27 protein-coding genes are annotated in these 26,489 nt (G+C 65.8%); 10 read left to right on the forward strand and 17 right to left on the reverse strand.

The features are described from left to right. Positions 1-69 precede the first annotated feature (69 nt). Entirely contained in the window at positions 70-804 is a 735-nt protein-coding gene (locus tag ABEA50_RS03750; protein ID WP_345493581.1) for a response regulator transcription factor, read from the forward strand. Continuing rightward, a complete protein-coding gene (locus ABEA50_RS03755) occupies positions 801-2,285 on the forward strand; it encodes a sensor histidine kinase (protein WP_345493582.1) in 1,485 nt (494 codons plus the stop codon). Before ABEA50_RS03750 ends, ABEA50_RS03755 begins: the two co-directional genes overlap by 4 nt. Before the next feature lie 6 nt (positions 2,286-2,291). On the opposite strand, the gene ABEA50_RS03760 is transcribed toward ABEA50_RS03755, so the two are convergent. From ABEA50_RS03760 to ABEA50_RS03815, 12 genes are all read right to left on the reverse strand, one after another. Next, positions 2,292-2,795 (reverse strand): h domain protein, encoded by a 504-nt coding sequence (locus tag ABEA50_RS03760; RefSeq protein ID WP_345493583.1) that lies wholly within the window; start codon positions 2,793-2,795, stop codon positions 2,292-2,294. After that, positions 2,792-3,661: a hypothetical protein gene (locus tag ABEA50_RS03765; protein WP_345493584.1), complete on the reverse strand. Its 870-nt coding sequence runs from the start codon at positions 3,659-3,661 to the stop codon at positions 2,792-2,794. The genes ABEA50_RS03760 and ABEA50_RS03765 overlap by 4 nt, the downstream gene beginning before the upstream one ends. Next, complete coding sequence (locus ABEA50_RS03770; protein WP_345493585.1) at positions 3,658-5,067, reverse strand: MlaD family protein; 1,410 nt, start codon at positions 5,065-5,067, stop codon at positions 3,658-3,660. The genes ABEA50_RS03765 and ABEA50_RS03770 overlap by 4 nt, the downstream gene beginning before the upstream one ends. Further along, positions 5,064-6,317 (reverse strand): MCE family protein, encoded by a 1,254-nt coding sequence (locus tag ABEA50_RS03775; RefSeq protein WP_425577520.1) that lies wholly within the window; start codon positions 6,315-6,317, stop codon positions 5,064-5,066. Before ABEA50_RS03775 ends, ABEA50_RS03770 begins: the two co-directional genes overlap by 4 nt. Beyond that, positions 6,314-7,624: a virulence factor Mce family protein gene (locus ABEA50_RS03780; RefSeq protein WP_345493586.1), complete on the reverse strand. Its 1,311-nt coding sequence runs from the start codon at positions 7,622-7,624 to the stop codon at positions 6,314-6,316. The genes ABEA50_RS03775 and ABEA50_RS03780 overlap by 4 nt, the downstream gene beginning before the upstream one ends. After that, positions 7,621-8,688: an MCE family protein gene (locus tag ABEA50_RS03785; protein WP_345493588.1), complete on the reverse strand. Its 1,068-nt coding sequence runs from the start codon at positions 8,686-8,688 to the stop codon at positions 7,621-7,623. The genes ABEA50_RS03780 and ABEA50_RS03785 overlap by 4 nt, the downstream gene beginning before the upstream one ends. After that, positions 8,685-9,713 (reverse strand): MCE family protein, encoded by a 1,029-nt coding sequence (locus tag ABEA50_RS03790; protein ID WP_345493590.1) that lies wholly within the window; start codon positions 9,711-9,713, stop codon positions 8,685-8,687. Before ABEA50_RS03790 ends, ABEA50_RS03785 begins: the two co-directional genes overlap by 4 nt. Before the next feature lie 3 nt (positions 9,714-9,716). Beyond that, positions 9,717-10,844 (reverse strand): MCE family protein, encoded by a 1,128-nt coding sequence (locus ABEA50_RS03795; protein ID WP_345494640.1) that lies wholly within the window; start codon positions 10,842-10,844, stop codon positions 9,717-9,719. Between the two features lie 85 nt (positions 10,845-10,929). Beyond that, on the reverse strand, positions 10,930-11,781 hold the full coding sequence (locus ABEA50_RS03800) for an MlaE family ABC transporter permease (protein ID WP_345493591.1): 852 nt from the start codon (positions 11,779-11,781) through the stop codon (positions 10,930-10,932). Positions 11,782-11,785: 4 nt separating this feature from the next. After that, positions 11,786-12,550 carry an MlaE family ABC transporter permease gene (locus tag ABEA50_RS03805; protein ID WP_345493592.1) on the reverse strand — a complete coding sequence of 255 codons (765 nt, stop codon included), beginning with the start codon at positions 12,548-12,550 and terminating at the stop codon, positions 11,786-11,788. Positions 12,551-12,931: 381 nt separating this feature from the next. Continuing rightward, positions 12,932-13,837: a 3-oxoacyl-ACP reductase gene (locus ABEA50_RS03810; RefSeq protein WP_345493593.1), complete on the reverse strand. Its 906-nt coding sequence runs from the start codon at positions 13,835-13,837 to the stop codon at positions 12,932-12,934. A 119-nt stretch (positions 13,838-13,956) separates the two neighbouring features. Next, on the reverse strand, positions 13,957-14,145 hold the full coding sequence (locus ABEA50_RS03815) for a ferredoxin (protein WP_345493594.1): 189 nt from the start codon (positions 14,143-14,145) through the stop codon (positions 13,957-13,959). Positions 14,146-14,350: 205 nt separating this feature from the next. Here ABEA50_RS03815 and ABEA50_RS03820 point away from each other — a divergent pair, with 205 nt between their 5' ends. The 4 genes from ABEA50_RS03820 (at position 14,351) to ABEA50_RS03835 (ending at position 17,744) form a co-directional block, all read left to right on the forward strand. Further along, complete coding sequence (locus ABEA50_RS03820) at positions 14,351-15,544, forward strand: acyl-CoA dehydrogenase family protein (RefSeq protein ID WP_345493595.1); 1,194 nt, start codon at positions 14,351-14,353, stop codon at positions 15,542-15,544. 49 nt (positions 15,545-15,593) lie between these two features. Beyond that, positions 15,594-16,697: an acyl-CoA dehydrogenase family protein gene (locus tag ABEA50_RS03825; RefSeq protein WP_345493596.1), complete on the forward strand. Its 1,104-nt coding sequence runs from the start codon at positions 15,594-15,596 to the stop codon at positions 16,695-16,697. Between the two features lie 380 nt (positions 16,698-17,077). Next, complete coding sequence (locus ABEA50_RS03830; protein ID WP_345493598.1) at positions 17,078-17,317, forward strand: AbrB/MazE/SpoVT family DNA-binding domain-containing protein; 240 nt, start codon at positions 17,078-17,080, stop codon at positions 17,315-17,317. Beyond that, positions 17,307-17,744: a type II toxin-antitoxin system VapC family toxin gene (locus ABEA50_RS03835; RefSeq protein ID WP_345493599.1), complete on the forward strand. Its 438-nt coding sequence runs from the start codon at positions 17,307-17,309 to the stop codon at positions 17,742-17,744. Before ABEA50_RS03830 ends, ABEA50_RS03835 begins: the two co-directional genes overlap by 11 nt. A 122-nt stretch (positions 17,745-17,866) precedes the next feature. Here ABEA50_RS03835 and ABEA50_RS03840 read toward each other — a convergent pair whose 3' ends face one another. Beyond that, complete coding sequence (locus ABEA50_RS03840) at positions 17,867-18,085, reverse strand: hypothetical protein (protein WP_345493601.1); 219 nt, start codon at positions 18,083-18,085, stop codon at positions 17,867-17,869. A 10-nt stretch (positions 18,086-18,095) separates the two neighbouring features. Continuing rightward, positions 18,096-18,686: a TetR/AcrR family transcriptional regulator gene (locus ABEA50_RS03845; protein WP_345493602.1), complete on the reverse strand. Its 591-nt coding sequence runs from the start codon at positions 18,684-18,686 to the stop codon at positions 18,096-18,098. A gap of 103 nt (positions 18,687-18,789) precedes the next feature. On the opposite strand from ABEA50_RS03845, the gene ABEA50_RS03850 reads away from it, so the two are divergent. Continuing rightward, positions 18,790-19,968: an FAD-dependent oxidoreductase gene (locus ABEA50_RS03850; protein WP_345493603.1), complete on the forward strand. Its 1,179-nt coding sequence runs from the start codon at positions 18,790-18,792 to the stop codon at positions 19,966-19,968. A 343-nt stretch (positions 19,969-20,311) separates the two neighbouring features. Here the strand turns inward: ABEA50_RS03850 and ABEA50_RS03855 are convergent, their stop codons facing one another. Continuing rightward, a complete protein-coding gene (locus tag ABEA50_RS03855; RefSeq protein ID WP_345493605.1) occupies positions 20,312-21,961 on the reverse strand; it encodes an acyl-CoA synthetase in 1,650 nt (549 codons plus the stop codon). Positions 21,962-22,036: 75 nt separating this feature from the next. Between ABEA50_RS03855 and ABEA50_RS03860 the strand changes: the two genes are divergently transcribed. After that, positions 22,037-22,819: a crotonase/enoyl-CoA hydratase family protein gene (locus ABEA50_RS03860; RefSeq protein ID WP_345493606.1), complete on the forward strand. Its 783-nt coding sequence runs from the start codon at positions 22,037-22,039 to the stop codon at positions 22,817-22,819. Between the two features lie 69 nt (positions 22,820-22,888). Here the strand turns inward: ABEA50_RS03860 and ABEA50_RS03865 are convergent, their stop codons facing one another. Then, complete coding sequence (locus tag ABEA50_RS03865; RefSeq protein WP_345493607.1) at positions 22,889-23,305, reverse strand: VOC family protein; 417 nt, start codon at positions 23,303-23,305, stop codon at positions 22,889-22,891. Positions 23,306-23,484: 179 nt separating this feature from the next. On the opposite strand from ABEA50_RS03865, the gene ABEA50_RS03870 reads away from it, so the two are divergent. Further along, a complete protein-coding gene (locus ABEA50_RS03870) occupies positions 23,485-24,525 on the forward strand; it encodes a sigma-70 family RNA polymerase sigma factor (RefSeq protein ID WP_345493608.1) in 1,041 nt (346 codons plus the stop codon). Between the two features lie 10 nt (positions 24,526-24,535). Here ABEA50_RS03870 and ABEA50_RS03875 read toward each other — a convergent pair whose 3' ends face one another. Further along, positions 24,536-24,925, reverse strand: coding sequence for a winged helix-turn-helix transcriptional regulator (locus tag ABEA50_RS03875; RefSeq protein ID WP_345493610.1), 390 nt, complete (start codon positions 24,923-24,925; stop codon positions 24,536-24,538). Positions 24,926-25,002: 77 nt separating this feature from the next. Between ABEA50_RS03875 and ABEA50_RS03880 the strand changes: the two genes are divergently transcribed. Continuing rightward, positions 25,003-26,478 (forward strand): MFS transporter, encoded by a 1,476-nt coding sequence (locus ABEA50_RS03880; RefSeq protein WP_345493612.1) that lies wholly within the window; start codon positions 25,003-25,005, stop codon positions 26,476-26,478. Positions 26,479-26,489: the final 11 nt, after the last annotated feature.

Below are 26,489 nucleotides of genomic sequence, written 5' to 3' on the forward strand. Positions count from 1 at the left end.
CAGCATGTTCACAGGAATCACCCAGGATCGGTGCAGCCGGTTCGCAGGAGATTGACCGACGATGGACCCATGAGTGGTGCGCCGGTGGATCCCCCCGAGGCTCGGGTCCTCGTTGTCGACGACGAGCCGATGATCGTCGAGTTGCTGTCGGTGAGCCTGCGCTACCAGGGCTTCGAGGTCGATACCGCGGTCGACGGCGCGCAGGCGCTGGACAAGGCGCGTAGCTTCCGGCCGCAGGCGCTGATCGTCGACGTGATGATGCCGGGCATGGACGGTTTCGGGTTGCTGCGGCGCCTGCGAGCCGACGGTATCGATGCGCCCGTGCTGTTCCTCACCGCCCGCGACGAGGTGCAGGACAAGGTCACCGGACTCACGCTCGGCGCCGACGACTACGTCACCAAGCCGTTCAGCCTGGAAGAAGTGGTCGCTCGACTGCGGGTGATTCTGCGGCGTGCCGGTCACACCACCCAGCAGCGCGACCCCACCCGCCTGCGGTTCGAGGACATCGAACTCGATGACGACACCCATGAGGTGTGGAAGGCGGGCGAGCCGATCGCGTTGTCGCCCACCGAGTTCACGCTGTTGCGGTATTTCATGGTGAACGCGGGCACGGTGCTGAGCAAGCCGCGCATTCTCGATCATGTGTGGCGTTACGACTTCGGCGGCGAGGTCGGCGTGGTCGAGACCTACGTGTCCTACCTGCGTAAGAAGGTCGACACCGGCGACGAGCGGTTGATTCACACGCTGCGCGGTGTCGGTTACGTGATGCGTTCACCGAATCGCGGTCGGTCGGCGAGCAGATGAGCGGCTCGCGCCTGGCCTCGGCTCGTGCCACGCTGTGGGGTCTGCCGTCGGCGATTCCGCTGCGGGTGACATTGATGGTGGTGTTGGTGGCCACCGCGGCGGCGGGATTGTTGATCTCCGGGATCGCGGTCACCTCGGCGATGGAAGCGTCGCTGACCAATCGGACCGACCAGCAATTGCACGATGTGGCGGTGGAATGGGCGCGACGGGTCGAGATGCCGCCGCCTCCGCCGCCGATCCAGCAGCAGGAGCAATCGCATCCGCCAGGTCGGTACTTCGTGCGCGCCGAATCCGACCGTCCCGCAGGCAATCACTCCGTGTACTACGACAACGTCTTCGGCGTCGACACCACCCCGCAGCTGCCCGATGCACCGGGAAAGGGACCCGAGACGGTCGGGTCCGTCAACGATTCGTCGACCGAATGGCGGGTGCTCACCCTGCGCACCCCGACCTCGACGACAACGGTCGGCTTGCCGCTGACCGAGAATCGCGAGGTGGTGCGGAAGCTGATCGTGTTGCAGCTGAGCGTGGGCGCGATCGTGTTGACGGCCTTGGCGATCGTGGCCTATTTCGTGATTCGCCGCAGCTTGCAGCCGCTGCGCCGGGTGGAGAACACCGCCGCCGCGATCGCGCGTGGTGACCTGTATCGCCGAGTTCCCGTGCACGGCACCAATACCGAGGTGGATCGGCTGTCACGGTCGTTGAACGGCATGCTCGCCCAGATTCAGCGCGCGTTCGCCGCGACCGAGGAGTCCGAAGCCGCGGCGCGCCAATCGGAGACGCGGATGCGTCGGTTCGTCGCCGATGCCAGTCACGAGTTGCGTACTCCGCTCACCACGATCAAAGGGTTCGCGGAGCTGTATCGGCAAGGCGCCCACGGTGAGGCCGACCGGTTCATGGACCGGATCGAGCGGGAATCGCGTCGAATGGGACTGCTGGTGGAGGATCTGTTGATGCTCGCGCGCCTGGACGCGCAGCGTCCGCTGGAGCGTAAGCCGGTCGACCTGCTCACGCTGGCCAGCGACGCGGTGCACAATGCGCGCACGGTGTCCTCCGCCGCACACCCGGACGGGCCGCAACGCCCGATCGATCTCGAGATCCGTTCCGGCGAAGGCACGTTGGAGGTGGTCGGTGACGAGGCCAGATTGCGGCAAATCCTGGCGAATCTGGTGAACAACGCGATCATTCACACCCCGCTGGACGCCTCGGTCACCGTGCGACTGACCCCGCGCGCGGACGAGGTGCTGCTCGAGGTGGCCGACACCGGTCTCGGCCTACCCGCCGAGCAGGCCGAGCGGGTATTCGAGCGCTTCTACCGCGCTGACGATTCCCGCAGCCGCGACAGCGGGGGCACCGGTCTCGGGTTGTCGATTGTGCAGGCGTTGGTCGCCGCGCACGGCGGCACGATCAGCGTGTCGACCGCGCCGGGCGAAGGAACGGTATTCGAGGTGCTTTTGCCGCGCGAGCGCGCGGCCGAGTGAACGGGTCTAGATCGGCGTGACGGAATCGACGAGCCAGTGCGAATCCTGCTTGTCCAGCACGACGCGCACTCGACTGGCGGTGGTGTTGCCCTGCGGCGAATCCTTGCTGGTGGTCACCTGATTCAGAAACAGCATGACGGTGGCGCTGGCATCGTCGGCCGCGATCACGCCGCCCGCTTGCACGGTGGCCTGCACGGTGAGCTGCTTTTCCTTCGCGCCGGGGGCGATCGCCTGGTTCACCAGTTTCAGGTAGTCGTCGCGGAAGCTCTCGGTGAGGTTCTGCGCCGACTGTTGCAGCACGGTGTCGACGTTTTCCGGGGTGTAGGTGAACATGTCGGTGACCGCGTGCCCCGCGGCCGCCACCGCCTCGGTACGCGCGTCTTCGCTCTGCCGGTCGTTCCAGTACCGGTAGCCGTTGATCGCGCCGACGACCAGTGCGGCGATCGCGACGAGGCCGACCGCGCCGAACAGGATCTTGCCCTTGACTGTGCTTGGTGCGAGCGTGCTCATGCCACGAACTCCACTTTCGACGCTTTGGGTCCGTCGTCGGTTTTGATGATGGTGACGCGGAACCGGTAGAGCCTGGTCTGTTCCTGCGGCTCACCGGCATTGGTCAGGGTCTGTTTGGCCGCGACGAGCACCCGCGCGGAGTTCTCGTCGTCGCCCTCCACCGCGGCGTCGACGACCTCGCCGGTGGAGACGATATTGACCTGTTTGACGATGTCGGTGAACGGGTTGACCCGGCCGTCGAATTCGGTTTTGAACTCGCCGGTGGCCACCGAGAGGATGCGGTCGATGTCGTCCTTGGCCGAATCAGCCCTGATGGTGGTGAGGTTGACGATCGCCTGCCGCGCGGTTTGCACGTATTCGGCTCGGCGGGCGTCGCGTTCGTCCACCGAGCGCACCGCGAAGACCGAAAGGGTGGCACCGGCGACGAGGGCGAGCACCACGATGACGGCGGCGGCGTAGACGGCGATCTTGCCGACGCCGATCCCCGCCTTGTGCTCGGCCACCTGGTCGTCGGTATCGGTCTCGCCCGGTGCGACCGCGCCCGGGGTGGCAGCGGAGTCCTCAGCGAGCGCGCCGTCCGAAGCGGCACCATGCGCCACCGCGCCCGAGTCGACGGCGGTGGCGTTAGAGGCCGCGGCGTCGACGGGGGTGGTGGCAGTGTCCTTGGTTTCGTCGTCCTTGGTTTCGTCGGCCGCGGGTTTGTCCACAGCTGTGTCGGCGCCGGACGGTGTGTTGACCGCACCACTCTTGGGCACGGCGACGGTGACCGCGCCGGACGTGGTCGCGTCGGCCTCGGCGGGCGGCGGGCCCACCGTGCGCACCGCGCGACGGCGGTTGCGCGGGGATTCTGTGTTGTTCTCACTCATCGTTGCTGCTCCTCGAGCATCGACTGCCAGCTCGACGGTACCGTCGCCGAACCATCCGGTCCGATATCACCTTGACGGTACGTCCTGCCGTCGGTGCCGATGTAGACGCCGGTGGACGGGTCGTACGAGCGTGCCGCCGCCGGGGTGGCCGCGCCGTTGCCCGCGGTCGGATCCAACGGTGCCGAGGCCGGGGCGACCGGCTGCGGCGGACCGAACGGTGGGTTCGTTCCTTCGGGAACATAGCCGGTGCGACACAGTTCCGGGGTAGGCGCCCGTACCCCCGGCACTTCCGCGCACGGGGTGTTGCGAATACCGCGCACCGCTTCCGGCGCGTCCTGGGCCACCTTGCAGTAGAGGTCGGCGGGCGTATCGGGGGACCCGGATTCGGCGGGCGAGCGCCGCTGATCCGGCGGCAGGAAGCCGGTGGTGCACGCGGGTGGGTCATTGAGCACGGTCATGAAGTCCACCAGCGCGCCGTATTCGAGCGGGCCTCGGATCGCGGTGAGCAGCGAGGCGACCAGCGGCGGGTAGACCACCAGAATCTGTTCCAGCCCCGCGTGATACGTGACGCCGACCTGGCCGACACTGGTGAGATTCGCCAGCAGCAGCGGCAGGGTCGGCTTCAGGTCGTTGAACAGTCCGGTCACCGATTCCATCGCCGAAGGTGCCTTCTCCAGCACACCGCGCAGCGAAGGATCGTGTGCGCGTAGCTGATCGGTGACGGTGGCGAGATCGCTTGTCCAGGAACGGATCGCCGAATCCGAGCGGGTCTGGGTGTCCAGCAGCGGGCCGATTTGATCGATCAGCTGCTTGGTGGGCTCGGCGTTGTTCTGCGCCTCCTGTACCAACAAAGAGGCGGAGTCGATGAAGCGTTGCAGGTCGGGACCGGCACCGTTGAACGCGCGGAAGGCTTCGTCGATGACCTGCCGTAGCCGAGTGTCGGCGATGCTGGACAACAGCCGGTCGGACTGGTCGAGCAGCGCGCCGACGTCCTGCGGCAGTTTGGTGCGGCCCTGCGGAATCACCGCGCCAGCACCGAGATTTCGGCTCGACGGGTCCTGCGGTGGAATGAGGTCGACGTACTGTTCACCGATCGCCGAGACGCTGCGCACCCACGCGTCCACGTCCGAGGGGATCTTGTAGTCGCTGTCGATCGACAGTTTCGCCTCGACACCGTCGGTGGTGAGCACAACATCGTCGACCACCCCGATATTGGTGCCTCGGTAGGCGACATTCGAGTGCGGGTACAACCCACCGGTCGCCTCGAGTCGCACGGTGACCGCGTAGCGCCCGATGCCGAGCATCGCCGGCACCTGCACATAGACCCCACCCATCACGACGAGGCCGATCACGGTGAGTACCGAGAAGATGATCAGCTGGGTGCGAACGAATCTGGTGAGCGTCACCGGCCCTGCCCTCCTTGCCCCTGGGGAGGCAGCGGCACGGTGAGCCCGGGGATCGCGGGAATACCGGGGATCGGCGGCAGGCCGGGGATGGTCGGCGCGGGTTGCGCGTCCGGCGGCGGCGGTGGCGGTTGCAGGGGGTCGGTCGCCGGGTTGCCGCCCTGGGTCGCGGTGTCGGGGGCGAAGGTGCCGAGCGCGCCCTCGACTCCGCCGAAACGTCCGCCGAGCGGGGTGCCGGTGAGGAAGTTGGAGTCCAGGCGCTTGCCGGTGACATCGACGGTCATGAACAGGTTCAGGTAGTCGCCCTTGATGGCGTGGTCGAGGTTCTTCATCGGGAACGGGAAGGTCAGCATGATCTTCAGCGCCTCGGTGAGGTCGCTTCCGGTGTCGGCGAGGGTTTGCAGCACCGGCTGCAAGCTGGCCAGGTTCGCTTTGAGGTTGTCGCCGCTGGCCGCGATGATCCTGCTGGTGACGTCGCTGAGGTCGCCGAGCGCGGTGATCGCGGTGGTGATGTTGGCGCGCCGGTCGGCGAGCACGGTGAGCGCGGGATGGATGCGCTCGATAGCGGCGGCGACCACGTCGCGCTGCTGGGCGAATTGCGAACTCACCCGGTCCAGGCCAGCCATCGCGTTGATGATGTCGCCGGTCTGGGCATTGAGGTTGGTGGTGAGCGTGTTCAGCTGGGGCAGCAGGTCGCGAATCGCGTCCTCGCGTCCGGACAGCGCCGAGTTGAGTTCGCGGGTAATGGTTTCCAGTTGCGCGACGCCACCGCCGTTGAGCACCACCGACAGCGACGAGAGGACCTGCTCGGTGGTCGGGTAGGCCCCCGCGCGATCGAGGGGGATCACGTCGTCGTTGTTCAACCGTCCCACCGGCGCGGTGCCGGTGGGTGCGGCGAGCTCGACGTGGTTACTGCCGAGCAGGCTGGTCTGGCCGATCTTGGCGGTGGCGTTCGCGGGTAGTCGCACGTCGCGGTTGAGCGACACGGTCACCAGCGCGTGCCAGCCTTCCACCTCGATGCCGGTGACCGTGCCGACGTCCACATCGTCGACGCGGACCGGCGAATTCCTGGTCAGCGTGGTCACATTCGGCATCTGAATGCGCACCTCGTACGCGTCGGCGCCGGTGCCCTCCGAGCCGGGCATAGGCAGACTGTTGAGCCCGTCCCATTCACAGCCGGTGACGCCGAGCAGCACGACGGCGCCGAGCGCGCAGGCCATCGCCGTGCGTAAACCCTTGCGCCGCAGCTTCATCGCCCACCTCCCGGCAATGTCAGCCCTGGAATCGCCAGTCCGGCAATACCGTTGGGGATGCTCACCGGGGCGGGAGCAGGAGCGGGCGGTGGTGGCGCGTTGGCGTCGTCGGTCTGCTCGGCCAGGCCAGGCTCGGTGTAGTTGAGCTGATTCGGGAACGCGGTCACCCCGGAGGCCGGATTCAGCAGCATCGGCGGGTAGTTCATCGCCAACGAATTGATCACCGGCGCGAGATATTGCGCGCACAGCTGAGAGCTGCGATCGGAGTTGGCCGTCTCCAGCGCCTCCACCGAACCACACAGGAAGCTCAGCGGGTCGCCGGTGTTGTTCAGTGCGATCGCGCCGGTCAGCGTGCCCTGGGCGGGTTTGTAGATCTGGTAGAAGTTCACCAGAGCCGTTGGCCCCGAGTGCAAGACGCGTTCCACTTCCGGCCGCTTGTCGACCAGGATCTGGGTGGCGTCCGACAATTTCCGCACACTGTCGGTGAGCACGGCGCCGTTGCCGTCGATGAAGCGGCGCACGTCGGCCACGGCCGAATCCAGATTGTCCAGACCCTGACCGAGGTCGTCGGAGGCTCCGGCGAGCACCTGCGAGACCGACGCCAGCCTGCCGCCGAACTGCACGATCTGCTCGTTGCTCTTGGACAGCACGTCGACGAACTGTTGCAGGTTGCGGATGGTGCCGAACAGATCGGTTCGGCCGTCGGACAGGGTATTCAGCGTCGAGGACAGCTCGTGCAACGTCTCGCGAAACTTGTCACCGTTGCCGTCGAGGTTGTTGGCCGCGGTGTCGATGGCACGGCCGAAGGAGCCCTGTTCGTCGTCGCCGACCGGACCCAAAGCCGTGGAGAGCTTGGACAATTCGGCCTTGATGTCGTCCCACTCCACCGGGACCGCGGTGCGCTCGAGCGGAATCTGCGCGCCGTCCGCCATTTTCGGTCCACCGTCGTAGGCCGGGGCGAGTTGGATGAATCGCGCCGAGACCAGCGAGGGCGCGACCAGCACCGCACGGGCGTCGGCGGGAATGTCGACGCCACGGTCGACGGTCATGTGCACGGTGGCGTGCTCCTTGCCCGGCTCGATCGAGTCGATCCTGCCGATCTTCACGCCCAATACCCGCACGTCGTCGCCCGCGTACAGCCCGGCGGTCGAGGTGAAGTAGGCGGTGACGGCGGTCTTGCCGATCGTGGCGACCCCGCGCCAGACACCGGTCGCCACGATGGCCACGATCAACACGGCCGCGACCACCAGCGCCCAACGGGGTAGTCGCCGCAGCTTTTTCAGCTCGAACCCTTTCAGCTTGATCATCGTGGCGGCTCCTGGGTCGCGGGACCGATCGAGGGCGGATTCGGCTCCAACAGGTAGGAGCGCAACGATTCCGGCAGGTTCTGTGGCCATACCAGCGAATCGACCAGCGGTTGAAGTACCTTGCTGCTGGCGTTCACGACGTAGGCCTGGAAGTACGGGCCACTGCCCACCTCCTCACCGAGCGCGGCGGCGAACGGTCCGAGCCCGTCGAGCGCGTCGGAGATGTTCTGCCGGTTGCGTTGCAAGAGGTCAAGCACCGAATTGAGTTTGTCCAGCGCCGGTTTCAGCTGGGCCTCGTTGTCGGCGACCAGGCCGGACAATTGTTGTGCCAGGTTGTTGACATTGACGATGAGCTGCCCGAGCGCGGCCTTGCGTGCCTCCAGTTCGCCGAGCAGATTGTTGCCGTCGAGCAGCAGGGCGTTGATCTGGTTGCCCCGCTCGGCCAGGATCTTGGTGACGTTCTGCGCGCGGTGGAGCAGATCGGTCAGCGCCTGGTCTCGGGTGTTGATGCTGCGCGAGAGTGCGGTAACACCGTCGAGGGCCGAACGCAGCGGTGCCGGGGTGTCGGCGAAAGTCGTCGAGAGCGCATCCAAGGTCTCGTCGACGCGGTTGAGGTCGATCCCGTTCACCGTGCCCGCGAGGTCGCCGAGCGCTTCGTTGAGCGAGTACGGCGAGGTGGTGCGTTCCAGCGGAATGGTGTCGTCGGCGTGCAGCGCGCCGCCGCCGGTGGGAACCAGTTCCAGACTCTTGCGGCCGAGCACCGTGTTCGTCTTGATCGCCGCGGAGCTCTTCTCGCCCAACACGATCGACTCGTTGAGGGTGAAGCGGACAAGCACCTTCGCGTGGTCGAGTGAGACCTCCTCCACCTTGCCCGAGCGCACCCCGGCGACCTGCACCTGATCACCGGCGAGCAGGCCGCCCGCGTCGGCGAAGAAGGCGGTGTAGGTGGCGCCGGATCGGATGAACGGCAGCCGGTCGAACTGGAGCGCCGACAAGGCGACGGCCACCGCGACGACCAAGCCGACGATGCCGATGGTGACTGGGGTCGATCGCTGTTTTCTCATCGGTCGTCCGCACACCTTCCGGTCACCTGCTGGCCGGGCATATTGATGTGCATGGGCTGGCCGTTCGGTCCGTCGATGATGAAGTTCGTCTGGCAGACATAGAGCTGGAGGAACGAACCGTAGGAGCCGATCCTGGTCAGCTTCTTGTAGGTCTCCGGCAGGTTGTCGAGCACCCACTGGATGGTGTCGGAACCGTTGTCGAGGTTGGTCGCCAGGCGGCCGGTCTGTTCGATGGTGCCGCGCAGGTCGGGACGGGCCTGGGCGAGTAGGTCGGTGAGGTCGCCGGTGGCTCCCGCGATGCGCGGTACCGCGTCGGCGATCGGGTCACGGTCGGCGGCCAATCCGCTGACCAGCCGCTGCAATTCGTCGATGGTGGTCTTGAATTGATCGCCGCGCTCGTCGATGGTCTGCAATACGGAATTCAGGTTGTTGATCACGCTGCCGATCAGCTGGTCGCGGTCGGCGAGGGTTTTGCTGAACGAGCCCCCGCTGTTGAGCAGCGAGACCAGGGTGCCGCCTTGGCCTTGGAAGATCTGCAGCAACGCGTTGGTGAGGTCGTTGACCTGTCCGGGGTCGAGCCCGCGCAGCAGCGGCTTGAAGCCGCCGAGCAGCATGTCCAGGTCGAGTGCCGGTGCGGTCTGTTCGGTGTCGATGGTGCCGTTGTTCGGCAGCGTTTGCGCCGAACCGGGTCCTTCGAGCAGTTCCAGATACCGGTCGCCGACGAGGTTTTCGTAGCGCACGGTCGCGCGGGTGCTGCGCAGCAGGGCGTACTTGCGGTCGACGTCGAAGTCGACGTGGGCGCGATTGTCCTTGCCGACCTGTACCGATTTCACCGAACCCACCGGAACGCCCGCGATGCGCACCTTCGAGCCCGGCAGCATCCCGGAGGCGGTGGTGAACACCGCGTGATAGCCGTTGGCGCTGGAGAACCGCATCTGGCTGAAAACGATGGCGAGCCCGGCGAAGATCAACGCCATCACGAGGGTGAAGATGGCCAGTTTGATGGTGGTCGCAGTATTCTTCACGCCTCAGCCCACCCCTGGAAGTCCGGCGAACAGCAGCTGGAACACTTTGGGCGCGTTGAACTTCAGCTTGGTCGACGGCGCGTAGACGTGGCCCTGCGAGGTGTCGGTGACGACGTAGTCGGAGTGACTGTCGGGAACACGGTCGAGCAGGCCGCCGCATTGCGGTCCACCGGTGGCATTCACCTTCGGCAGGTCTTTCGGGTATTCGTACGGATCAGCGCCATACATGAAGCTCGTATTCAGCGCGACACCTTCCTGTAGACCACCGAACACCGCTTCGCCGAGCGGCAACGCCTTGGAAATGCCGCCGATCAGGCATGACAGTGCGGGCGCGTATTCCTGGAGCAGCGAGGTCGTCGGGCGCAAGAGGTCGAGGGTGGAGTTCAGTTGATTCTCGTTCTCCCGCAATACCGAGCCGGTGGTGTCGGCCAGGCCGATCAGGTTCACCAGCATGTTGTCGAGATTGCCTTGCTCGTCGACCAGCGTCTGGCTGGTGACGGTGGCGTTGTCCACGGTGCGCAGCAGGTCGCCCGCGGTGTCGCCGTAGAGGTTGGTGACATCCGCCGTCTTGGCGAGGTCATCGCGCAGAGTGGGCAGGTAGGGGTTGATGTCGCGCAGGTAGTCGTCGCTGCGCACGAGCAGGTCGCCGAGCTTCTCGCCGCGGCCGTCGAGCGCGGTGCTCAGCGCCGTGAGGGTGGCGTTGAGTTTTTCCGGCTGCACCTTGTCGAGCACGTCGGTGAGGTGCTGGAAGATGGTGTTGAATTCGACGGTCACGTGTTCTGCGGCGACGGTCGCGCCCGCCTGCAATGAATTCGCCGAAGGCTGTTGCGGTACAACGAAATTGATGTACTTCGCGCCGAATACCGTGGTGGATCGAATATCTACCGTCGCATTGGCGGGAACGAGTTTCAGCTGCTGCGGATTCAACGCCAGCCGCAGTTTCACCCGGTCGCCGACGCGATTCACCGCCTCGACCCTGCCGATCTGCACCCCGCGCACCTTGACCTTCGCGTCCGGGTCGAGGACGAGTCCGCTGCGCGGTGCGTCGATGGTCACCGTGGAGGTCGAGGTGAATCCGCCGAAGAACATCACCATCGCGACGACAACGACCGCCGCGAGCCCGAGCACCATCGCGGCGCCAGCCAGCTTCAGGCCGAGTCCGCCGCGTAGCGCCCGGACGAATGCGTTGTCGGAAAATTTCGATGTCGCCATGCCGCTATCCGGAGAGGTTGAAGTTGCCGGAGGTGCCGTAGATGGCCAGCGAGATCAGCAGGGTCACCGAGACCACCGCGACCAACGAGGTCCGCACCGCGTTGCCCACCGCGATCCCGACGCCGACCGGCCCGCCCGCGGCGGTGTAGCCGTAGTAGGTGTGGATCAGCATCACCGCGAGTGCCATGAAGATCGCCTGCGCGAATGACCACAGGATGTCACTGGGGATCAGGAAGGTGGAGAAGTAGTGGTCGTAGACGCCCGCCGACTGCCCGTAGATGACCACGGTGGCGAAGCGGCTGGCCAGGAACGAGGCGATCACCGCGAGGGCGTACAGCGGGACGATCGCGATCATCCCGGCGAGCACCCTGGTGCCGACCAGGTAGGGCACCGGCCGGATCGCCATCGATTCGAGCGCGTCGATTTCCTCGGCTACCCGCATCGCGCCGAGTTGCGCGGTGGAGCCCGCGCCGATGGTCGCGGCCAGACCGATTCCGGAAATAACGGGCGCGGCAATTCGGACATTGATGAATGCGGCGAAGAATCCGGTGAGCGCCTCGACACCGATATTGCCCAGCGAGCTGTAACCCTGCACCGCGATGGTGCCGCCCGCGAACAATGTCAGGAAGCCGACGATCACCACGGTGCCGCCGATTACCGCCAATGCGCCTGAGCCCATGCTGATTTCGGCGATCAGTCGAATGGTTTCGGTACGGTAGTTCATCAGTGCTCGCGGTACCGCGGCCAACGCTCGCGCATAGAAAACCGCCTGCCTACCAACCGAATCCATCGATTCCGACAATCGCCGCACGCGTCGAACCGTACGCGGGAATCGGGATTCGATCACGAATGCCATCCGGTCACCGCACCGTGAACTTGATGCCGACCGCGGTGACCACGACGTTCACCACGAACAGCGCCATAAACGCGAACACGACGGTCTGATTGACCGCATCACCGACACTCTTGGGACCGCCTCGAACATTCAGGCCCAGATAACATGCGACGAGTCCGGCGATCAGCCCGAACAGGCCAGCCTTTACCTCGGAGATGATCAGCTCGGGCAGGTGGGTGAGCAGCGTGATTCCGTTGACGAAGGCGCCGGGATTCACGTCTTGGAGATATACGGAGAAGGCGAAACCACCGGCGATACCAATCGTGCATACCAGGCTGTTGAGCATCAGCGCGACGAACATCGAGGCGAGCACACGGGGGACGACAAGTCGATGAATGGGGTCGATTCCGAGCACACGCATCGCGTCGATCTCTTCGCGAATAGTGCGTGCACCGAGGTCGGCGCAGATAGCGGTGGCGCCAGCACCGGCGACAATCAGCACGGTCACGATCGGGCCGACCTGGGTGACCGATCCGAATGCCGCACCGGCGCCGCTGAGGTCGGCCGCGCCGATTTCTCGCAAAAGGATGTTCAGGGTGAAGCTCACCAGAACGGTGAACGGAATCGCGACCAACAGCGTCGGAACGATCGAAACCCGTGCGACAAACCAGGATTGGTCGATGAACTCGCGCCATTGAAACGGTCGGCGCACACTCGCACGTGCGACATCCGCCGCGAGTTCGAAAAACCCACCTACTGCACGCAATGGCACGGCAAGGACCTGGTTCATCCGCGATCCTCCTTGCTCGATCGGCGCATACAACTCACGGCGCAATCCTCCTCCGTGGCAGCTTCGCCGCGACAATTAGAACATGTTCACCGCTTTGCCGAAAGGGAATTCGACAAGTTGGGAGGGCACTTCTTCGGGAAACAGTCATTTAAATCTGGAACATGTGTCAGCTCTGAGAGCCGAAACGAATATGTGAGGGCGCACACCACGACACACATGTCTACCAAGTGCTGGACCCATGATCAACGATCCGCTCACCCCTCGTCGCGCAACGGTAAGCACCCCCACCGAACCGCAGCCGTTCCGAGACAACTCGGCCGGACCGCACCCGGGCCGGACGAACCGACCCGTAGCGGACCCCTGTTGTCGATCGGCCTGAATCTAGCCCAGATCGATCAGCGCCGACGCGGAAAACGTCCGCTCGGCGGGACGCTCGGCGAAGTAGCCGCCCAGCGTCGAAGCCAGCCCCTCGGGCGACCATTGACCGTCTTCGGCATCGAACCGTTGCTCGACGACCGGCGCCGCCATCAACGCCACCATCCCCCCGTAGACCACGAACAGCTGACCATTCACCGTCTCGGCGGCGGGCGAGGCGAGATAGGCGACCAGCCTGGCCACGTGATCGGGCGAGAGCGGATCCACCGCGCCCTCGGGTGCCGCGTGGAAGACCGCCTCGGTCATCGCGGTGCGCGCACGCGGCGCGATCGCGTTCGCGCGCACGCCATATCGGGAAAGCGCCCGCGCGGCCGACAAGGTCAGCGCCGTGATGCCCGCCTTGGCCGCACCGTAGTTGGCCTGTCCCTCCGGACCGAGCAGTCCCGCTTCCGAGGAGGTGTTGACCAAGCGGCCGTACACCGGCGCACCCGCGGCCTTCGACTTACCTCGCCAATAGGCCGCGGCGTTGCGCGCGAGCAGGAAGTGCCCGCGCAGGTGCACCGCGAGCACCGCGTCGAAGTCCTCGTCGGACATGTTGAACAGCATGCGGTCGCGCGTAATGCCCGCGTTGTTCACCACGATGTCGACGGCGCCGAAGTTCTGCTCGGCGCTACTGATCAGCGCGTCGGCCGTGGCGCGTTCGGCGACACTGCCCGCGACGAACGCGGATTTCACACCGAGCGCATCGATCTCGGCGAGGGTTTCGGCCACCGCCTCCGATTCGGCCAGGTCGTTGATCACCACGTTCGCACCGGCGCCGGCCAGCGCGAGCGCTTCGGCTCGACCGAGCCCCGCACCTGCCCCGGTCACGATCGCCACCCGGCCCGCGAGACTCACCTCGGCGTTACTCACCACTGCACCTCACCGAATACCGCCGCCGACGAGCCGTTTGCCGCTCGCGACCGCACTGCTGACATTTGCACAACCACGCGCCGACTCTAGAACGTGTTCCAGTTAACGGCAAGCATCCGTTACTGCAACCGCAGCGCCGCCTTCGGGCACTGCGTCACCGCCGACTCCATCTCGGTGACCCGCCCCTCGGGCACGTCGGCCTCCGCAATGTGCAGAATGTCCTCATCGTCGAGTTCGAACACGTCGGGAGCGATTCCGACGCAGATCCCATTCGCCTCGCACTGGTCGAGATCAACACCGATCTTCATGACAACTCCTTTACCGCGCATGTCGCCGGGCTGTGGCGAACGCTGAGAAGACGATACGGCCTCTCTGTCCGTCTTCCACCCGATTCGGCAGCAATACTGGAACATGTTTCAGTCTATATGCAATGATCGGGAAGACCGAGATGCTCGCGGCGCCACCCGCCGCGCATCCGATCCCGCCCACGAATCGAAGGCATGAGGTTCTGCCATGCGCATTGCGTACACGCCGCAGCAGCAACAGCTACGGAACGAGCTGCGCGAGTACTTCGCCCAACTCATCACCCCGGAACGTCGCGCCGCGCTCAGCGCGCAGACCGGCGAGTACGGGCACGGCACCGTGTACCGCGACGTCGTGCGAGAGATGGGCCGCGACGGCTGGCTGACCCTCGCGTGGCCGAAGGAATTCGGTGGTCAAGACCGCTCGACAATGGACCAGCTGATCTTCACCGACGAGGCCGCCATCGCGGGCGCACCGGTGCCGTTCCTGACCATCAACTCGGTCGCGCCGACCATCATGCATTACGGCAGCGACGAGCAGAAGCGCTTCTTCCTGCCCAAGATCGCCGCCGGTGAACTGCACTTCTCGATCGGCTACTCCGAACCCGAAGCCGGTACCGACCTGGCGAGCCTGCGCACCAGCGCCGTGCGCGACGGCGACGACTACGTGATCAACGGCCAGAAGATGTGGACAAGCCTCATCCCCTACGCCGACTACGTGTGGCTCGCGGTGCGCACCGACCCCACCGCCAAGAAGCACAAGGGCATCAGCATGCTGATCGTGCCGACCACCGCCGAGGGCTTCTCCTGGACACCGGTGCACACCATGGCCGGGCCCGACACCAGCGCCACGTACTACCAGGACGTCCGCGTGCCGACCACGGCCTTGGTCGGCAAGGAGAACGCGGGCTGGTCGCTGGTCACCAACCAGCTCAACCACGAACGCGTCGCGCTCACCTCCGCCGCACCGCTGGCACTCGCGCTGAGCCAGACCGTCGAGTGGGCCACCACCACCAAGGCGGCCGACGGGTCGGCCGTTTCCGACCGCGAATGGGTGCGACTGAACCTGGCCAGGGTGCACGCCAAGGTCGAATACCTGAAGCTGATGAACTGGGAGATCGCCAGCAGGGCCGACGCGGGTGGCGACGCCGCACCCCGCGCCTGGGACGCCTCCGCGTGCAAGGTCTACGGCACCGAACTGGCCACCGAGGCCTACCGACTGCTGATGGAAGTACTCGGACCGCAGGCCTACCTGCGGCAGGACTCCCCCGGCGCGCAACTGCGCGGACGACTCGAACGCATGCACCGCGCCGCGCTGATTCTCACCTTCGGCGGCGGCACCAATGAGGTGCAGCGCGACATCATCGCCATGACCGCGCTCAAACAACCCGCCTCGGCGCGCTGAGCAGCGCCAGCTATCGGGCACCGAAATCTTCGAAAGCAGGTAGACCACCATGGATTTCACTCCCACCGAGGCACAGCAGGACCTGGCCCGGCTGACCGGCGAGGTGTGCGGCAAGCTCGTCACCGCCGAGCGACTGCGCGAACTCGACGCGGGCGACGAACGATTCGACGAACCGCTGTGGCGGTCGCTCGCCGAGACCGGTGTGCTTTCCGCGGCGCTGCCGGAATCGGTGGGTGGCAACGACTTCGGCGTGCAGGAGCAGACCGCGATCCTGCGTGAGCTCGGCAAATCGCTGGCGGCGGTGCCCTATCTGTCCTCGATCGCGCTCGGCGCTGGCGCGCTGGCGCGCTTCGGCGATGCGAACCAGCAGAAGCTGGCCGAGCGCGCGGGTGCGGGTGAGCTGATACTCACCGCCGCGCTGTCGGAGCCGCAGAACTGGGAGCCGACCGCGCCGAGCAGCACCGCGGTCGCCGCCGACGGGGCCTGGCGGATCACCGGCGCCAAGATCACCGTGCCGTTCGCCGACCGCGCCGAACGCATTCTGATCCCGGCGACCGTGTCCGGGGTGGCCGCGGTGTTCCTGCTCGACCCGGCGAACGCCACCGTTACCGGTCAACAGGTGGTGGACCGCAGCGCCGAGTACAGCGTCGAATTCACCGACGCGCCCGCCGAATTGGTCGGAACCTTGGAGACCGGGGCGCAGATCCTCGACTTCCTGCTCACCCGAGGCTGGCTCGGCCTCGCCGCCACGCAACTCGGCACGCTCGAGCGCGCGCTCGAACTGACCGCCGACTACGCGCGCGAGCGCGAACAGTTCGGCAAGGCCATCGGCAGCTTCCAAGCCGTCGCCCAGCGCTTGTCCGACGCCTACATCGACGTCCAAGGCCTGCGCCTTGCCGTCACCCAGGCGGCATGGACCCTCTCGGAAGAGCTCCCCGCCGAGGCGGAAGTACACACCGCCAAGTTCTGGGCCGCCGACGCGGGCCACCGCGTCGCCCACACCCTCGTCCACGTGCACGGCGGCGTCGGCATCGACCGAGACCACGTGGTGCACAACTACTTCACCGCCGCCAAGCACCACGAGTTCGCCCTCGGCACCGCCACCGACCACCTCACGGCATTGGGCAGCCTCTTGGCACAATCCCCCGCTTGAGCCATCGGACTCACGCTTCGGCCTGTCGCTCCCCTCATGGATCGACAGGCCGAACTCATTTGAAACAGCCGCTATGTCATACGATTTCGCTGTGCGGCAACCGCCGTCCGGCAACGAGCACCGACACCTTCAGGACACGGCGCGAGAAGGGCCCCGAGGACGCAACTGTCGAGGGAACAGGCGAATCGTGTGACATTCGCGTACGGACACTCACCGTCCGGTTTGTTCAGCCGCACAGTGATCTACTCGACCGTTTGGCCAGATGACCTCCACCTCGGCAACTCCACTGGCGGTCATGCCCCGCTCGGATCTCTACAAATCCGGTAGTATTACGTGCTACGTGTGGTAGGTAATACCTTGGCAGCGATAAGGAGGTAATCATGCTGCTCAACAGCAAGGGGCAAGTCACGATCCCGTCGGAGTTGCGAGCCAAACACAACCTGCGGGAGGGCGATCAGGTCGAAGTTGTCGAAGATCATGGCACGCTTCGGATCGTCCGTGCGGAGGGCGCCACGACCAGGGGGGAACGTCTCGTCCGACGACTGCGCGGGACCGCCGACAGCCCGGACGTCGAGGGCATGAGCACCGACGAGATTATGGACCTGCTCCGTGGCGAGTAGCCCGACGCCCATCAATGGGCTCGCAACGCTGCTCGACGCCTGCGTGCTACTGGACGTGATGACGCAGGACAAGAAATGGGCCAAGTCGTCCGGCGAGAAAATTTCCGAGGCGCTCGACCGCGGCCGGGTGGTCATCAACCCGATCGTCTATGCGGAAGTCTCCGTCGGTTACAGCTCTATCGAACAACTGAACGATCTCTTGCCCGCCGACGCCTACGAACGCGAACCGTTGCCGTTCCACGCTGGTTTCCTGGCAGGCAAGGCGTTTCAACGCTACCGCCGCAACAGCGGAGAGAAGCGTTCACCGATGCCTGATTTCTACATCGGCGCCCACGCCGCAGTAACCGGGTACCGATTGCTCACCCGAGACGTGGCACGTTATCGCGGCTACTTCCCTACCGTCGAGCTGGTCATTCCCGGCCAGTAGCCCTTCGATCACACGTCACGGCGAGTAAGCGTTGTTCGCCTGTCGTCAAGCGAGTCGTTTGCCGCAGCTCGGCACTGACACGCATGACGGGATAGGTTGCCTCACCGGAGAGCTTTACGCGCTCATCTGTGCTCGCCGCTATTCGGCATGGCTGCGAACTTCACCAACTGCTCAGCGATCGTCGGCACGTCGAGCCTTCCTTGGCTTGCGTCCAAGACGAACCGTTCGGCAGCGTCGATATCGAACCGCACCTCGAGCGGGTGCCCATTCAAATGAAGGAACACCCAGCTCGCATACCAAGCCAGTCGCTTGTTGCCGTAGCACCAGGAGGTACCGGCCACGTTCTTCGTCCTATCCGGTCAGCGGTACGGAGGTGAGGTATCGCTGCAGGGTGGGAGCGAGGTCGGCGACGATCTGGTCGGGGGTCAGGTCGACTACCGGGGGCAGCCGCAGGACGTAGCGGCACAGGGCCAGGCCCAAGAGCTGGGTGACGATCAGGCCACCGCGACGGGGGGCGTCGGCGGGGTCGCCGACGCGCAGGACGGCCGGAAGGACTTGACCGGTGAAGATCTCACGGATGCGGACGGAAACGGTCTCGTCGGAGATCGCCGAGCGCAGCAGGGTGAGCAGGACTTCGCTGTCGCTACCGCCCTCCCAGATCTCCAGGAATCGGCGGATCACCGTGGCACCCAATTCATCCGGTTCGACGGCGGCGAGGTCAGGTAGCGCCAGGTCGATCTCGATCGCGGCGGCGAAGAGACCGTCTTTGCTGCCGAAATAGCGCATCACCATGGCGGGATCGATCGCGGCGTCGGCGGCGATCGCGCGGATGGTGGCCTTGTACCTGCCCTCGGCGGCGAAGCGGGTGCGGGCCGCCTCGAGGATCGCGGCACGGGTCGCGTCGGAGCGGCGAGCGGGCGGGGGATCGAGCTCGTCAGTCATGTCAACAAGCGTAGGCCAACAACTGTTGACTTGCCAGCGCGCGGCAGCCTACCGTTAATGCCAACAAGCGTTGACCAAACGTCTCGGTACCGAGGAGCCACCCATGAACGCCACCGCGCGAGCGCTGCCAGCCACCACTTCAGTCGTGATCGTCGGCGCGGGACCGGTCGGCCTCACCGCCGCCGTCCGACTGGCCGACGCCGGTGTGGACTTCGTCCTGATCGATCGCATCGCCGAGGGCGCCAACACCTCGCGCGCCGCCGTCGTGCACGCGAAGACACTGGAGGTGCTCAGCGAGCTCGGCATCGCCGACGAACTGATCGAGACGGGCCTGCGGGTACCGACCTTCACCCTGCACGACGGCCGAAAAAAGCTGGCCGCCATCAAGTTCGACAGGCTCCCGACACGATTTCCCTACGCGCTGCTCACACCACAGGACGTCACCGAATCGGTGCTGTTGCAGCGGTTACGCAAGGCAGGGGGCGAACCGTATCGCCCCTACACCGTCACCGGAGTAGTGAATGAGAACGACGGCGTCACAGTCGAATACACCGACACCGATGGTGCCGAGGGCACGCTGCGTGCCGACTACGTGATCGCCGCCGACGGCAGCCACAGCCCGATCCGGGAACAGCTCGCCGTCGGCTTCGACGGCGGTACCTACCCCGCCTCGTTCGTCCTCGCCGATGTGCGAATGGACTGGCCGATCGGCCGCGACGAGGTCGCGCTGCACCTGTCCCCCGCCGGATTCCTGCTCGTCGCACCACTTCCCGACGAGCGAGCCGACCGCTACCGCGTGGTCGCCACGATGGACAACGCCCCCGAACATCCCACCGTCGCGCATGTCCAGTCCCTCGTCGACGAGCGCGGACCCGGCGCGGGCACCGTCACCGAGGTCCTGTGGGGTTCGCGCTTCCGCGTCCACCACCGCCTCGCCGCGCACTACCGCGCGGGCAGGGTCTTCCTCGCGGGCGACGCCGCACACGTCCACAGCCCCGCGGGCGGCCAAGGGATGAACACCGGCGTTCAGGATGCCGCCACCCTCGGCGCCCTCCTCGCGAGGGTCATCGCCAACGGCGAATCCCCCACGATCCTGGACGAATACGAACGCACCCGCCGCCCGGTCGCCCGAGGCGTGGTCCGCTTCACCGACTTCATGACCAAGGCGGCGACAACCCGCTCACCCTTGTTCCGCCACCTGCGCAACAGAGCCCTCCCCCTACTCGCCTCGATCCCAGCCTTCCGCAACCGACTAGCCCACCGCCTCGCCGAACTCGACTAACCCCCACACCCCAAGCTCTCCAGCCAATCCCCTGCCAACCGAGCAACCCACCCCTAGGCGCCCAGTGAAACCGTCACCGCCCGAACCTAACTCAGCCCTCCCACGAGCCGCCCAAACACGTGTTCCGAGCGTCAGCGAGACCGGTACGGCAAGTTCGCGGCCGTCTCGCTGCCCGAGTGCCCGTTTCGTAGGCGACGAAGGAGCAAGAAACGGGTACTCAACAGCGAGACTCAGGGCCGCGAACCACGCGGCGCCAGCCGCCAAAAACACAGCGAGGAAGCACTCGCCCCCGCGTATCACCCCGCCGCCTACCCCCCTGGGCCGACCAAGAAATGCCACCGCCTTACTTCACCGCAGCAGCAGCCTCCACGTCAGCCGCACGCCCCTCCGTCTGCTCCTTGGCCCACCGATAATCCGGCTTACCCGCGGGCGAGCGCTTGATCTCCTCCACGAACCACACACTGCGCGGCTGCTTGTACGAGGCGATCTCCTTGCTCAGTATCGGCCGCAGTTCCTCGAATGTCGGCCGGTTCGCGCCACGACACTGCACCACGGCGGCCACGCGCTGACCCCAGCGTTCGTCGTCGACGCCGACGACGATGGCGTCGAAGATCTCCGGGTGGATCTTGAGTGCGGCCTCGACCTCTTCGGGGTAGATCTTCTCGCCGCCGCTGTTGATGCTCACCGAACCGCGCCCGAGCATGGTGACGGTGCCGTCGGCCTCGACCCTGGCGTAGTCGCCGGGGATGGCGTAGCGAATTCCGTTGTACTCCCGGAAGGTCGCCGCGGTTTTCGCCTCGTCGTTGTAATAGCCGATCGGGATGTTGCCGCGCCTGGCCAGGATGCCGACCACGCCTGAGCCCGGCTCGACCGGGTTGCCGTCGTCGTCGAGCACCTCGGTGGATGCGTCGATCTTCACGCGGGGCCCGCCCGTATGCGTCTGCCCCTTGGTGACCAGCGACAATCCGCCGAAGCCGGTTTCCGAGGAGCCGATGGAGTCGGAGATCATCCGGTTCGGGAGCAGTTCGAGGAACTGATCCTTGAGTGCGGGCGAGAAGAGCGCGGCGCTGCTGGCGACCACGTACAGACTCGAGAGGTCATAGGGCGCACCGGTTTCCGGGTTTCCCTCGACCAGCGCGTCCATCATCGGGCGCGCCATCGCGTCGCCGGTGATGAAGATCAGGTTGATCTTGTGCCTGTCGATGGACTGCCAGACGCCGTGCCCACTGAAGTCCGGGATCATCACGGCTTTGCCGCCGCCGAACAGACATTGGAAGGTGGCCCACTGCGCACCGCCGTGGATCATCGGCGGGATCGGCAGGCGCACCATCGCCGGGTTGTCGGCGCCCATCTTCGCGAGATCCCATTCATCGGCGACGTGTTCGCCGGTGACGAAGTTGATTCCGCCGCCGAGCACCCGCCACACATCCTCGTGGCGCCACATCACGCCCTTGGGCTTTCCGGTGGTTCCGCCGGTGTAGAGCAGGTACAGGTCGTCGGGTGAGCGCTCGCCGAAGTCTCGTTCACCGGACGAGCTGGCAAGCACCGCTTCGTATTCCACCGAATCCGCGGCGGTGGGCACGGTGGCGGTCGTATCGTCGTCGACGACGATCACCGTGTGCAGCGCCGGGGTCTTCGGGCGCACCGCGGCCACCTTGTCGCTGTAGCGGCGCTCGTGAATCAGCGCGACCATGTCCGAGTTTTCGAAGATGTACTGCAACTCGTTCTCGACGTAGCGGTAGTTCACGTTGATCATCACGGCGCGCGCCTTGAAGATCGCGACCATCGCCTCGACGGCCTCGACCGTGTTGCGCGAGTAGATGCCGACCTTGTCTCCGGGTCGAACACCTTGTTCTTGCAGGTAATGCGCGAGTTTATTGGCCCTGTCCTCCAACTGGGCGAAGGTGACCTCGCGGCCGTCGTCCGCGAGTGCGACGCGGTCGGGCATCAGGTCGATGGCGTGTTCGACAAGGTCGGCTATGTTGTAACTCACAAGCCTAAAAATAGAACGTGTTACTGTTCCTGGCAAGGCCTTGCGACGCCTTCGGAAAGTCAGGAGAACCCCCCAATGGCAGATTGTCTGGTCGAGAAGCGCGGCCACATCCTGATCGTCACGATGAATCGTCCCGAGGCGCGCAACGCGTTGTCGGGCGAGATGATGGCGATCATGCGCGAGGCCTGGGATCAGGTGGACAACGATCCCGAGATCCGCGTGGCGATCCTGACCGGCGCGGGCGGAGCGTTCTGCGCGGGCGCCGACCTCAAGGCGATGACCACCCAGCATCCCGGCGACTCCTTCTCCGGCGGCGGCTGGGACCTCTCGCGCATCGACGCACTGCTCAAGGGCCGCAGGTTGAGCAAGCCGCTGATCGCCGCGGTCGAGGGCCCCGCCATCGCGGGCGGCACCGAAATCCTGCAGGCCACCGACATCCGGGTCGCCGGGGAGAGCGCGAAATTCGGTGTGTCCGAGGCACGCTGGGCGCTGTACCCACTCGGCGGCTCGGCGGTGCGCCTGGTCCGCCAGATCCCCTACACCCTCGCCGCCGATATCTTGCTCACCGGCCGCCATCTGCGTGCGGCCGAAGCGAAGGACATCGGCCTGATCGGCCACGTCGTGCCCGACGGTGGCGCACTGGACAAGGCGATCGAGTTGGCCGAGCAGATCGCGGCGAACGGGCCGTTGGCCGTGCAGGCGATCTTGCGCGCGATCCGCGACACCGAGGGGATGCCCGAGGACGAGGCCTTCCAGATCGACGCGAAATTGGGCACCGCCGTATTCCAGTCGGCGGATGCCAAGGAGGGCCCGAAGGCCTTCGCCGAGAAGCGCAAACCCACCTTCACCGGTCACTGATTCGCACGCGAGATCGGCCGCGCCCCCGGTACTTTCACATACCGGGGGCGACCCCGCGCCCCGGGCAGCTCACCGCCAGGGGTTGCCCATGCAGAACGGTTCCCACTGGTGACCGTCCGGGTCGAGGAAGGTTCGGCTGTGCATGCCGACGCGACGCTCCTGCGCGCGCTTGGCCTCGTCCACCTCTTCGGTAGCGCCCGCGGCGAGGGCTGCGGTGGTGAGCGCGTCGACCTCCCGCGCGCTCGCGAGTGCCAGTCCGTAGACGGCGTTGACCGTGTCGCGGGTATCGGTCACCGGTCGCGCGCCGTAGGTCGCGAAGTACTCCCTGGTGAGCAGCATCGCGCAGATGTTCTCGTCGATGACGATGCAGGCGGCTTCGTCATCGCTGAATTCCTGGCTCACCTGCCAGCCGAGCGCTTCGTAGAAGATCCTCGATCGACTCACGTCGCGCACGGGAAGGTTCAGGAAGATCATTCGGCTACTCATCCGGTGGCGTCCTTCTCCTCGACCGTGGCGGCAGGTGCACAGGTTCAGACGGGACAGGACGCCGAAATTCATCGGATGACACCGCGTTGGTCCGAGAACATCGCCCGATGATCTTGATAACCGCAGGTACAAAGCTTTTGGGGGTATTTTCTGTCGGCGCCTTGTGCAATGGTGGTGCCATGACCGACTCCCCCGGCTCGACCCGTCCGGCTCGCTCGGAACGCCAGGCCGGCACCACGACCACCCTCGACCCTGATGTGCTCGCGTCCTTCGAGCGACACCGCAGGGAGCTGTGCGCCTACGCCTACCGCATGCTCGGCTCCTCCTTCGAGGCCGAGGACGCGGTGCAGGAGACCTTCACTCGCGCATGGAAGTCCTACGCCGCGTTCGAGGGCAGGGCGAGCCTGCGGTCCTGGTTGTACAAGATCACCACGAATGTCTGCCTGGACATGATCGACGGTCCGCAACGGCGAGCACGCCCGATGGACCTGTCCGGCCCGTCACGGCCCGACGCGCCCATCCCCGCCGCGCAACCGGACTACGTGTGGATCGAGCCGATCCCCGACGGCCTCGCCTTCGGCGCCGATCCTGCCGACCATGCCAGCGCGAAAGATACACTGCGCCTTGCCTTCGTCGCGGCGTGCCAGCATCTGCCCGCCAGCCAGCGCGCGATCCTGATCATGCGCGAAGTGCTGCGCTTCTCGGCCAACGAGACCGCCGAGGCGCTCACCATGTCGCCCGCGTCGGTGAACAGCGCACTGCAACGCGCACGCGCCACCATGTCGAAGGTCCGCCCGGCCAGCACCGATCGCTACGACGAATCCGATGAGCACCAGCGCAGGCTGATCGACGAGTTCGTCGCCGCGTTCGAGTCCTACGACATGGATTCGCTCACCGCGTTGTTGAAAGCCGATGTGGCACTGTCGATGCCGCCACTGGAGCTATGGGTCAGCGGACCGGAGAACGTGGCGGCGTTCATGCTCGGCCACGGCCACGAGTGCCGCGATTCCAGGTTGATCCCACTGGTCGGCGCAAACGGACTGCCCGCCTTCGGCCATTACAAGCCCAGCGGCGAACCCGGTCGATGGGTGCCGTGGTCGATCACGGTGTTGGAACTGGAAGACAACGTCATCGCCGGGCTGAACTTCTTCCTCGACACCGACCGACTGTTCCCGCTGTTCGGCCTTGCCCCCGAGCTACGCGAACCCGCCCCCGCCTGAGCTCCGGCCGTCAGGGCACCGGTTCCGCCGCGGCGTCGTACACCGCGCGGGCATTCGCGATGTCGGTTCTGTGGCGTTCGGCCCAGCCCACGAGCCCGGCCAGCGTCGCGTGGAGCTCTTCGGCCATGGGGGTGAGACGGTATTCGACCTTTGGCGGAACCGTGGGGTAGACGGTCCGGATGAGTAGGCCGTCACGTTCAAGCTTGCGCAGGTTCAGCGTGAGCATGCGACGACTGATACCGGTGATGGCGCGTTCCAACTCGGTGAAGCGCACCGGTCCGTGCGCGGCGGCAACCAGGATTCCGATGCTCCACTTGCCCGCAACGTGATCGAGCACCTCCGTCAGCGGACACGCCTCGTTGACGACCTGGTCTGACACATCCGTGTTACTGCGTGACAAGAAAGTGCCTCCTTCCGCTCCTCGCGATGGTTACAGAAGATTACTGCTGTAACAAGTCGTGCCCTATGGGAGGAAACGTGCGCACAAGCACCTCGTCAAGACAGCGATCGCGTTGGTCGGCGCTGGCCGTGCTCTGCTCGGGACAGCTGATGGTGATCCTGGACGGAACCATCGTCAACGTGGCACTGCCCGCGATCCAGACCGACCTGGGCTTCTCCGCGTCGACACTGGCTTGGGTCGTCAACGCCTACCTGGTCCCCTTCGGCGGGCTGCTGTTGTTGGCGGGACGTTTCGGCGACCTGATCGGCCGCAAGCGCGTCTTCGTCACGGGCCTGATCGTCTTCACCGCCGCCTCACTGCTGTGCGGCGTGGCCACCACCCCGGCGATGCTGCTCGTCGCGCGGTTCGTTCAGGGCGCGGGTGGCGCGGTGACCTCCGCGGTCACCCTCGGTATGGTGGCGACCTTGTTTCCGCAGCCGAGGGAACGCGCGAAGGCCATCGGCGTCTACAGCTTCGTCCAATCCGCCGGCGGTTCGCTCGGCCTGCTCGCGGGTGGCGTTCTGACGCAGACCATCAGCTGGCATTGGGTCTTCTTCGTCAACGTGCCGATCGGCATCGCCGCCGCGGCGCTGGCCGGACGCATCCTCCGCGAAGACAACGGCGCGGGCCTCGGCAAAGAGGGCAAAGGGATGGATGTCGTTGGCGCGCTTCTGGTGACGTCCGCACTGATGCTCGGCGTCTACACCATCGTCGAGACCACAGGATACGACTGGATTTCCGCGCACACCCTCGGACTCGGCGCCACGGCACTGGTCTTGCTCTTCGCCTTCTGCCTGCGTCAGGCGAAGGCGGCGAACCCGTTGCTGCGGCTGGGAATTTTCCGTTCGCGCAATGTCTCCGGCGCCCTTGGTGTCCAGGCTCTCCTGGTGGCCGGAATGTTCAGCTTTCAATTTCTGTGCGTGTTGTACCTACAGAAGGTGCTCGGTTTCGACGAGATACGCACCGGGCTGGGCATTTTCCCTGTCTCGGTGGCGATCGGCGCACTGTCGCTCGGTCTTTCGCCCAGGCTCATCGCTCGCTTCGGGCCGCGCGCTGTCCTGCTTCCGGGACTCGTGCTGATCGCGGCGGGTCTCGCCGCGCTCGGACGCATTCCGGTGGGCGGGAGCTATGTGGTGGACGTCCTGCCCGTGCTGATGCCGCTCGGCATCGGCTTCGGCCTGGCCATGCCGTCGCTGGCCACACTCGCCATGTCCTCGGCTACGTCCGAGGACTCCGGGACCGCCTCCGGCATGTTCAACACCATGCAGCAGGTCGGTAGCGCGTTCGGCCTTGCGGTGCTCAGCACACTCGCCGCCGCGCACACCGAAACGTTGCTGCGGAACGGCGCGGATGCGACCTCGGCGCTCACCGACGGCTACCAACTCGCTTTCCGGTGGGGCTCGGGACTGGTGGTCGCCGCCGCGATCCTCGCCGCTGTCGTGCTCAAACGTCCGACCACGACGCAGGATCTACCGTCCACGCCCGAGTTGGTCGACGAAGGCACCGACCGCTGACCTCGCCACGT

The sequence above is a fragment of the Nocardia callitridis genome, from assembly GCF_039543305.1.
In the GTDB taxonomy this organism is placed as follows: Bacteria; Actinomycetota; Actinomycetes; order Mycobacteriales; family Mycobacteriaceae; genus Nocardia; species Nocardia callitridis.

Bases quoted from the DNA above. Each gene is read 5' to 3' on its own strand.
- ABEA50_RS03750 (WP_345493581.1), top strand. From the start codon at position 70: ATGAGTGGTGCGCCGGTGGATCCCCCCGAGGCTCGGGTCCTCGTTGTC.
- ABEA50_RS03755 (WP_345493582.1), top strand. From the start codon at position 801: ATGAGCGGCTCGCGCCTGGCCTCGGCTCGTGCCACGCTGTGGGGTCTG.
- ABEA50_RS03760 (WP_345493583.1), bottom strand. From the start codon at position 2,795: ATGAGCACGCTCGCACCAAGCACAGTCAAGGGCAAGATCCTGTTCGGC.
- ABEA50_RS03765 (WP_345493584.1), bottom strand. From the start codon at position 3,661: ATGAGTGAGAACAACACAGAATCCCCGCGCAACCGCCGTCGCGCGGTG.
- ABEA50_RS03775 (WP_425577520.1), bottom strand. From the start codon at position 6,317: ATGAAGCTGCGGCGCAAGGGTTTACGCACGGCGATGGCCTGCGCGCTC.
- ABEA50_RS03780 (WP_345493586.1), bottom strand. From the start codon at position 7,624: ATGATCAAGCTGAAAGGGTTCGAGCTGAAAAAGCTGCGGCGACTACCC.
- ABEA50_RS03785 (WP_345493588.1), bottom strand. From the start codon at position 8,688: ATGAGAAAACAGCGATCGACCCCAGTCACCATCGGCATCGTCGGCTTG.
- ABEA50_RS03795 (WP_345494640.1), bottom strand. From the start codon at position 10,844: ATGGTGCTCGGGCTCGCGGCGGTCGTTGTCGTCGCGATGGTGATGTTC.
- ABEA50_RS03800 (WP_345493591.1), bottom strand. From the start codon at position 11,781: ATGGCATTCGTGATCGAATCCCGATTCCCGCGTACGGTTCGACGCGTG.
- ABEA50_RS03805 (WP_345493592.1), bottom strand. From the start codon at position 12,550: ATGAACCAGGTCCTTGCCGTGCCATTGCGTGCAGTAGGTGGGTTTTTC.
- ABEA50_RS03815 (WP_345493594.1), bottom strand. From the start codon at position 14,145: ATGAAGATCGGTGTTGATCTCGACCAGTGCGAGGCGAATGGGATCTGC.
- ABEA50_RS03820 (WP_345493595.1), top strand. From the start codon at position 14,351: ATGCGCATTGCGTACACGCCGCAGCAGCAACAGCTACGGAACGAGCTG.
- ABEA50_RS03825 (WP_345493596.1), top strand. From the start codon at position 15,594: ATGGATTTCACTCCCACCGAGGCACAGCAGGACCTGGCCCGGCTGACC.
- ABEA50_RS03830 (WP_345493598.1), top strand. From the start codon at position 17,078: ATGCTGCTCAACAGCAAGGGGCAAGTCACGATCCCGTCGGAGTTGCGA.
- ABEA50_RS03845 (WP_345493602.1), bottom strand. From the start codon at position 18,686: ATGACTGACGAGCTCGATCCCCCGCCCGCTCGCCGCTCCGACGCGACC.
- ABEA50_RS03850 (WP_345493603.1), top strand. From the start codon at position 18,790: ATGAACGCCACCGCGCGAGCGCTGCCAGCCACCACTTCAGTCGTGATC.
- ABEA50_RS03860 (WP_345493606.1), top strand. From the start codon at position 22,037: ATGGCAGATTGTCTGGTCGAGAAGCGCGGCCACATCCTGATCGTCACG.
- ABEA50_RS03865 (WP_345493607.1), bottom strand. From the start codon at position 23,305: ATGAGTAGCCGAATGATCTTCCTGAACCTTCCCGTGCGCGACGTGAGT.
- ABEA50_RS03870 (WP_345493608.1), top strand. From the start codon at position 23,485: ATGACCGACTCCCCCGGCTCGACCCGTCCGGCTCGCTCGGAACGCCAG.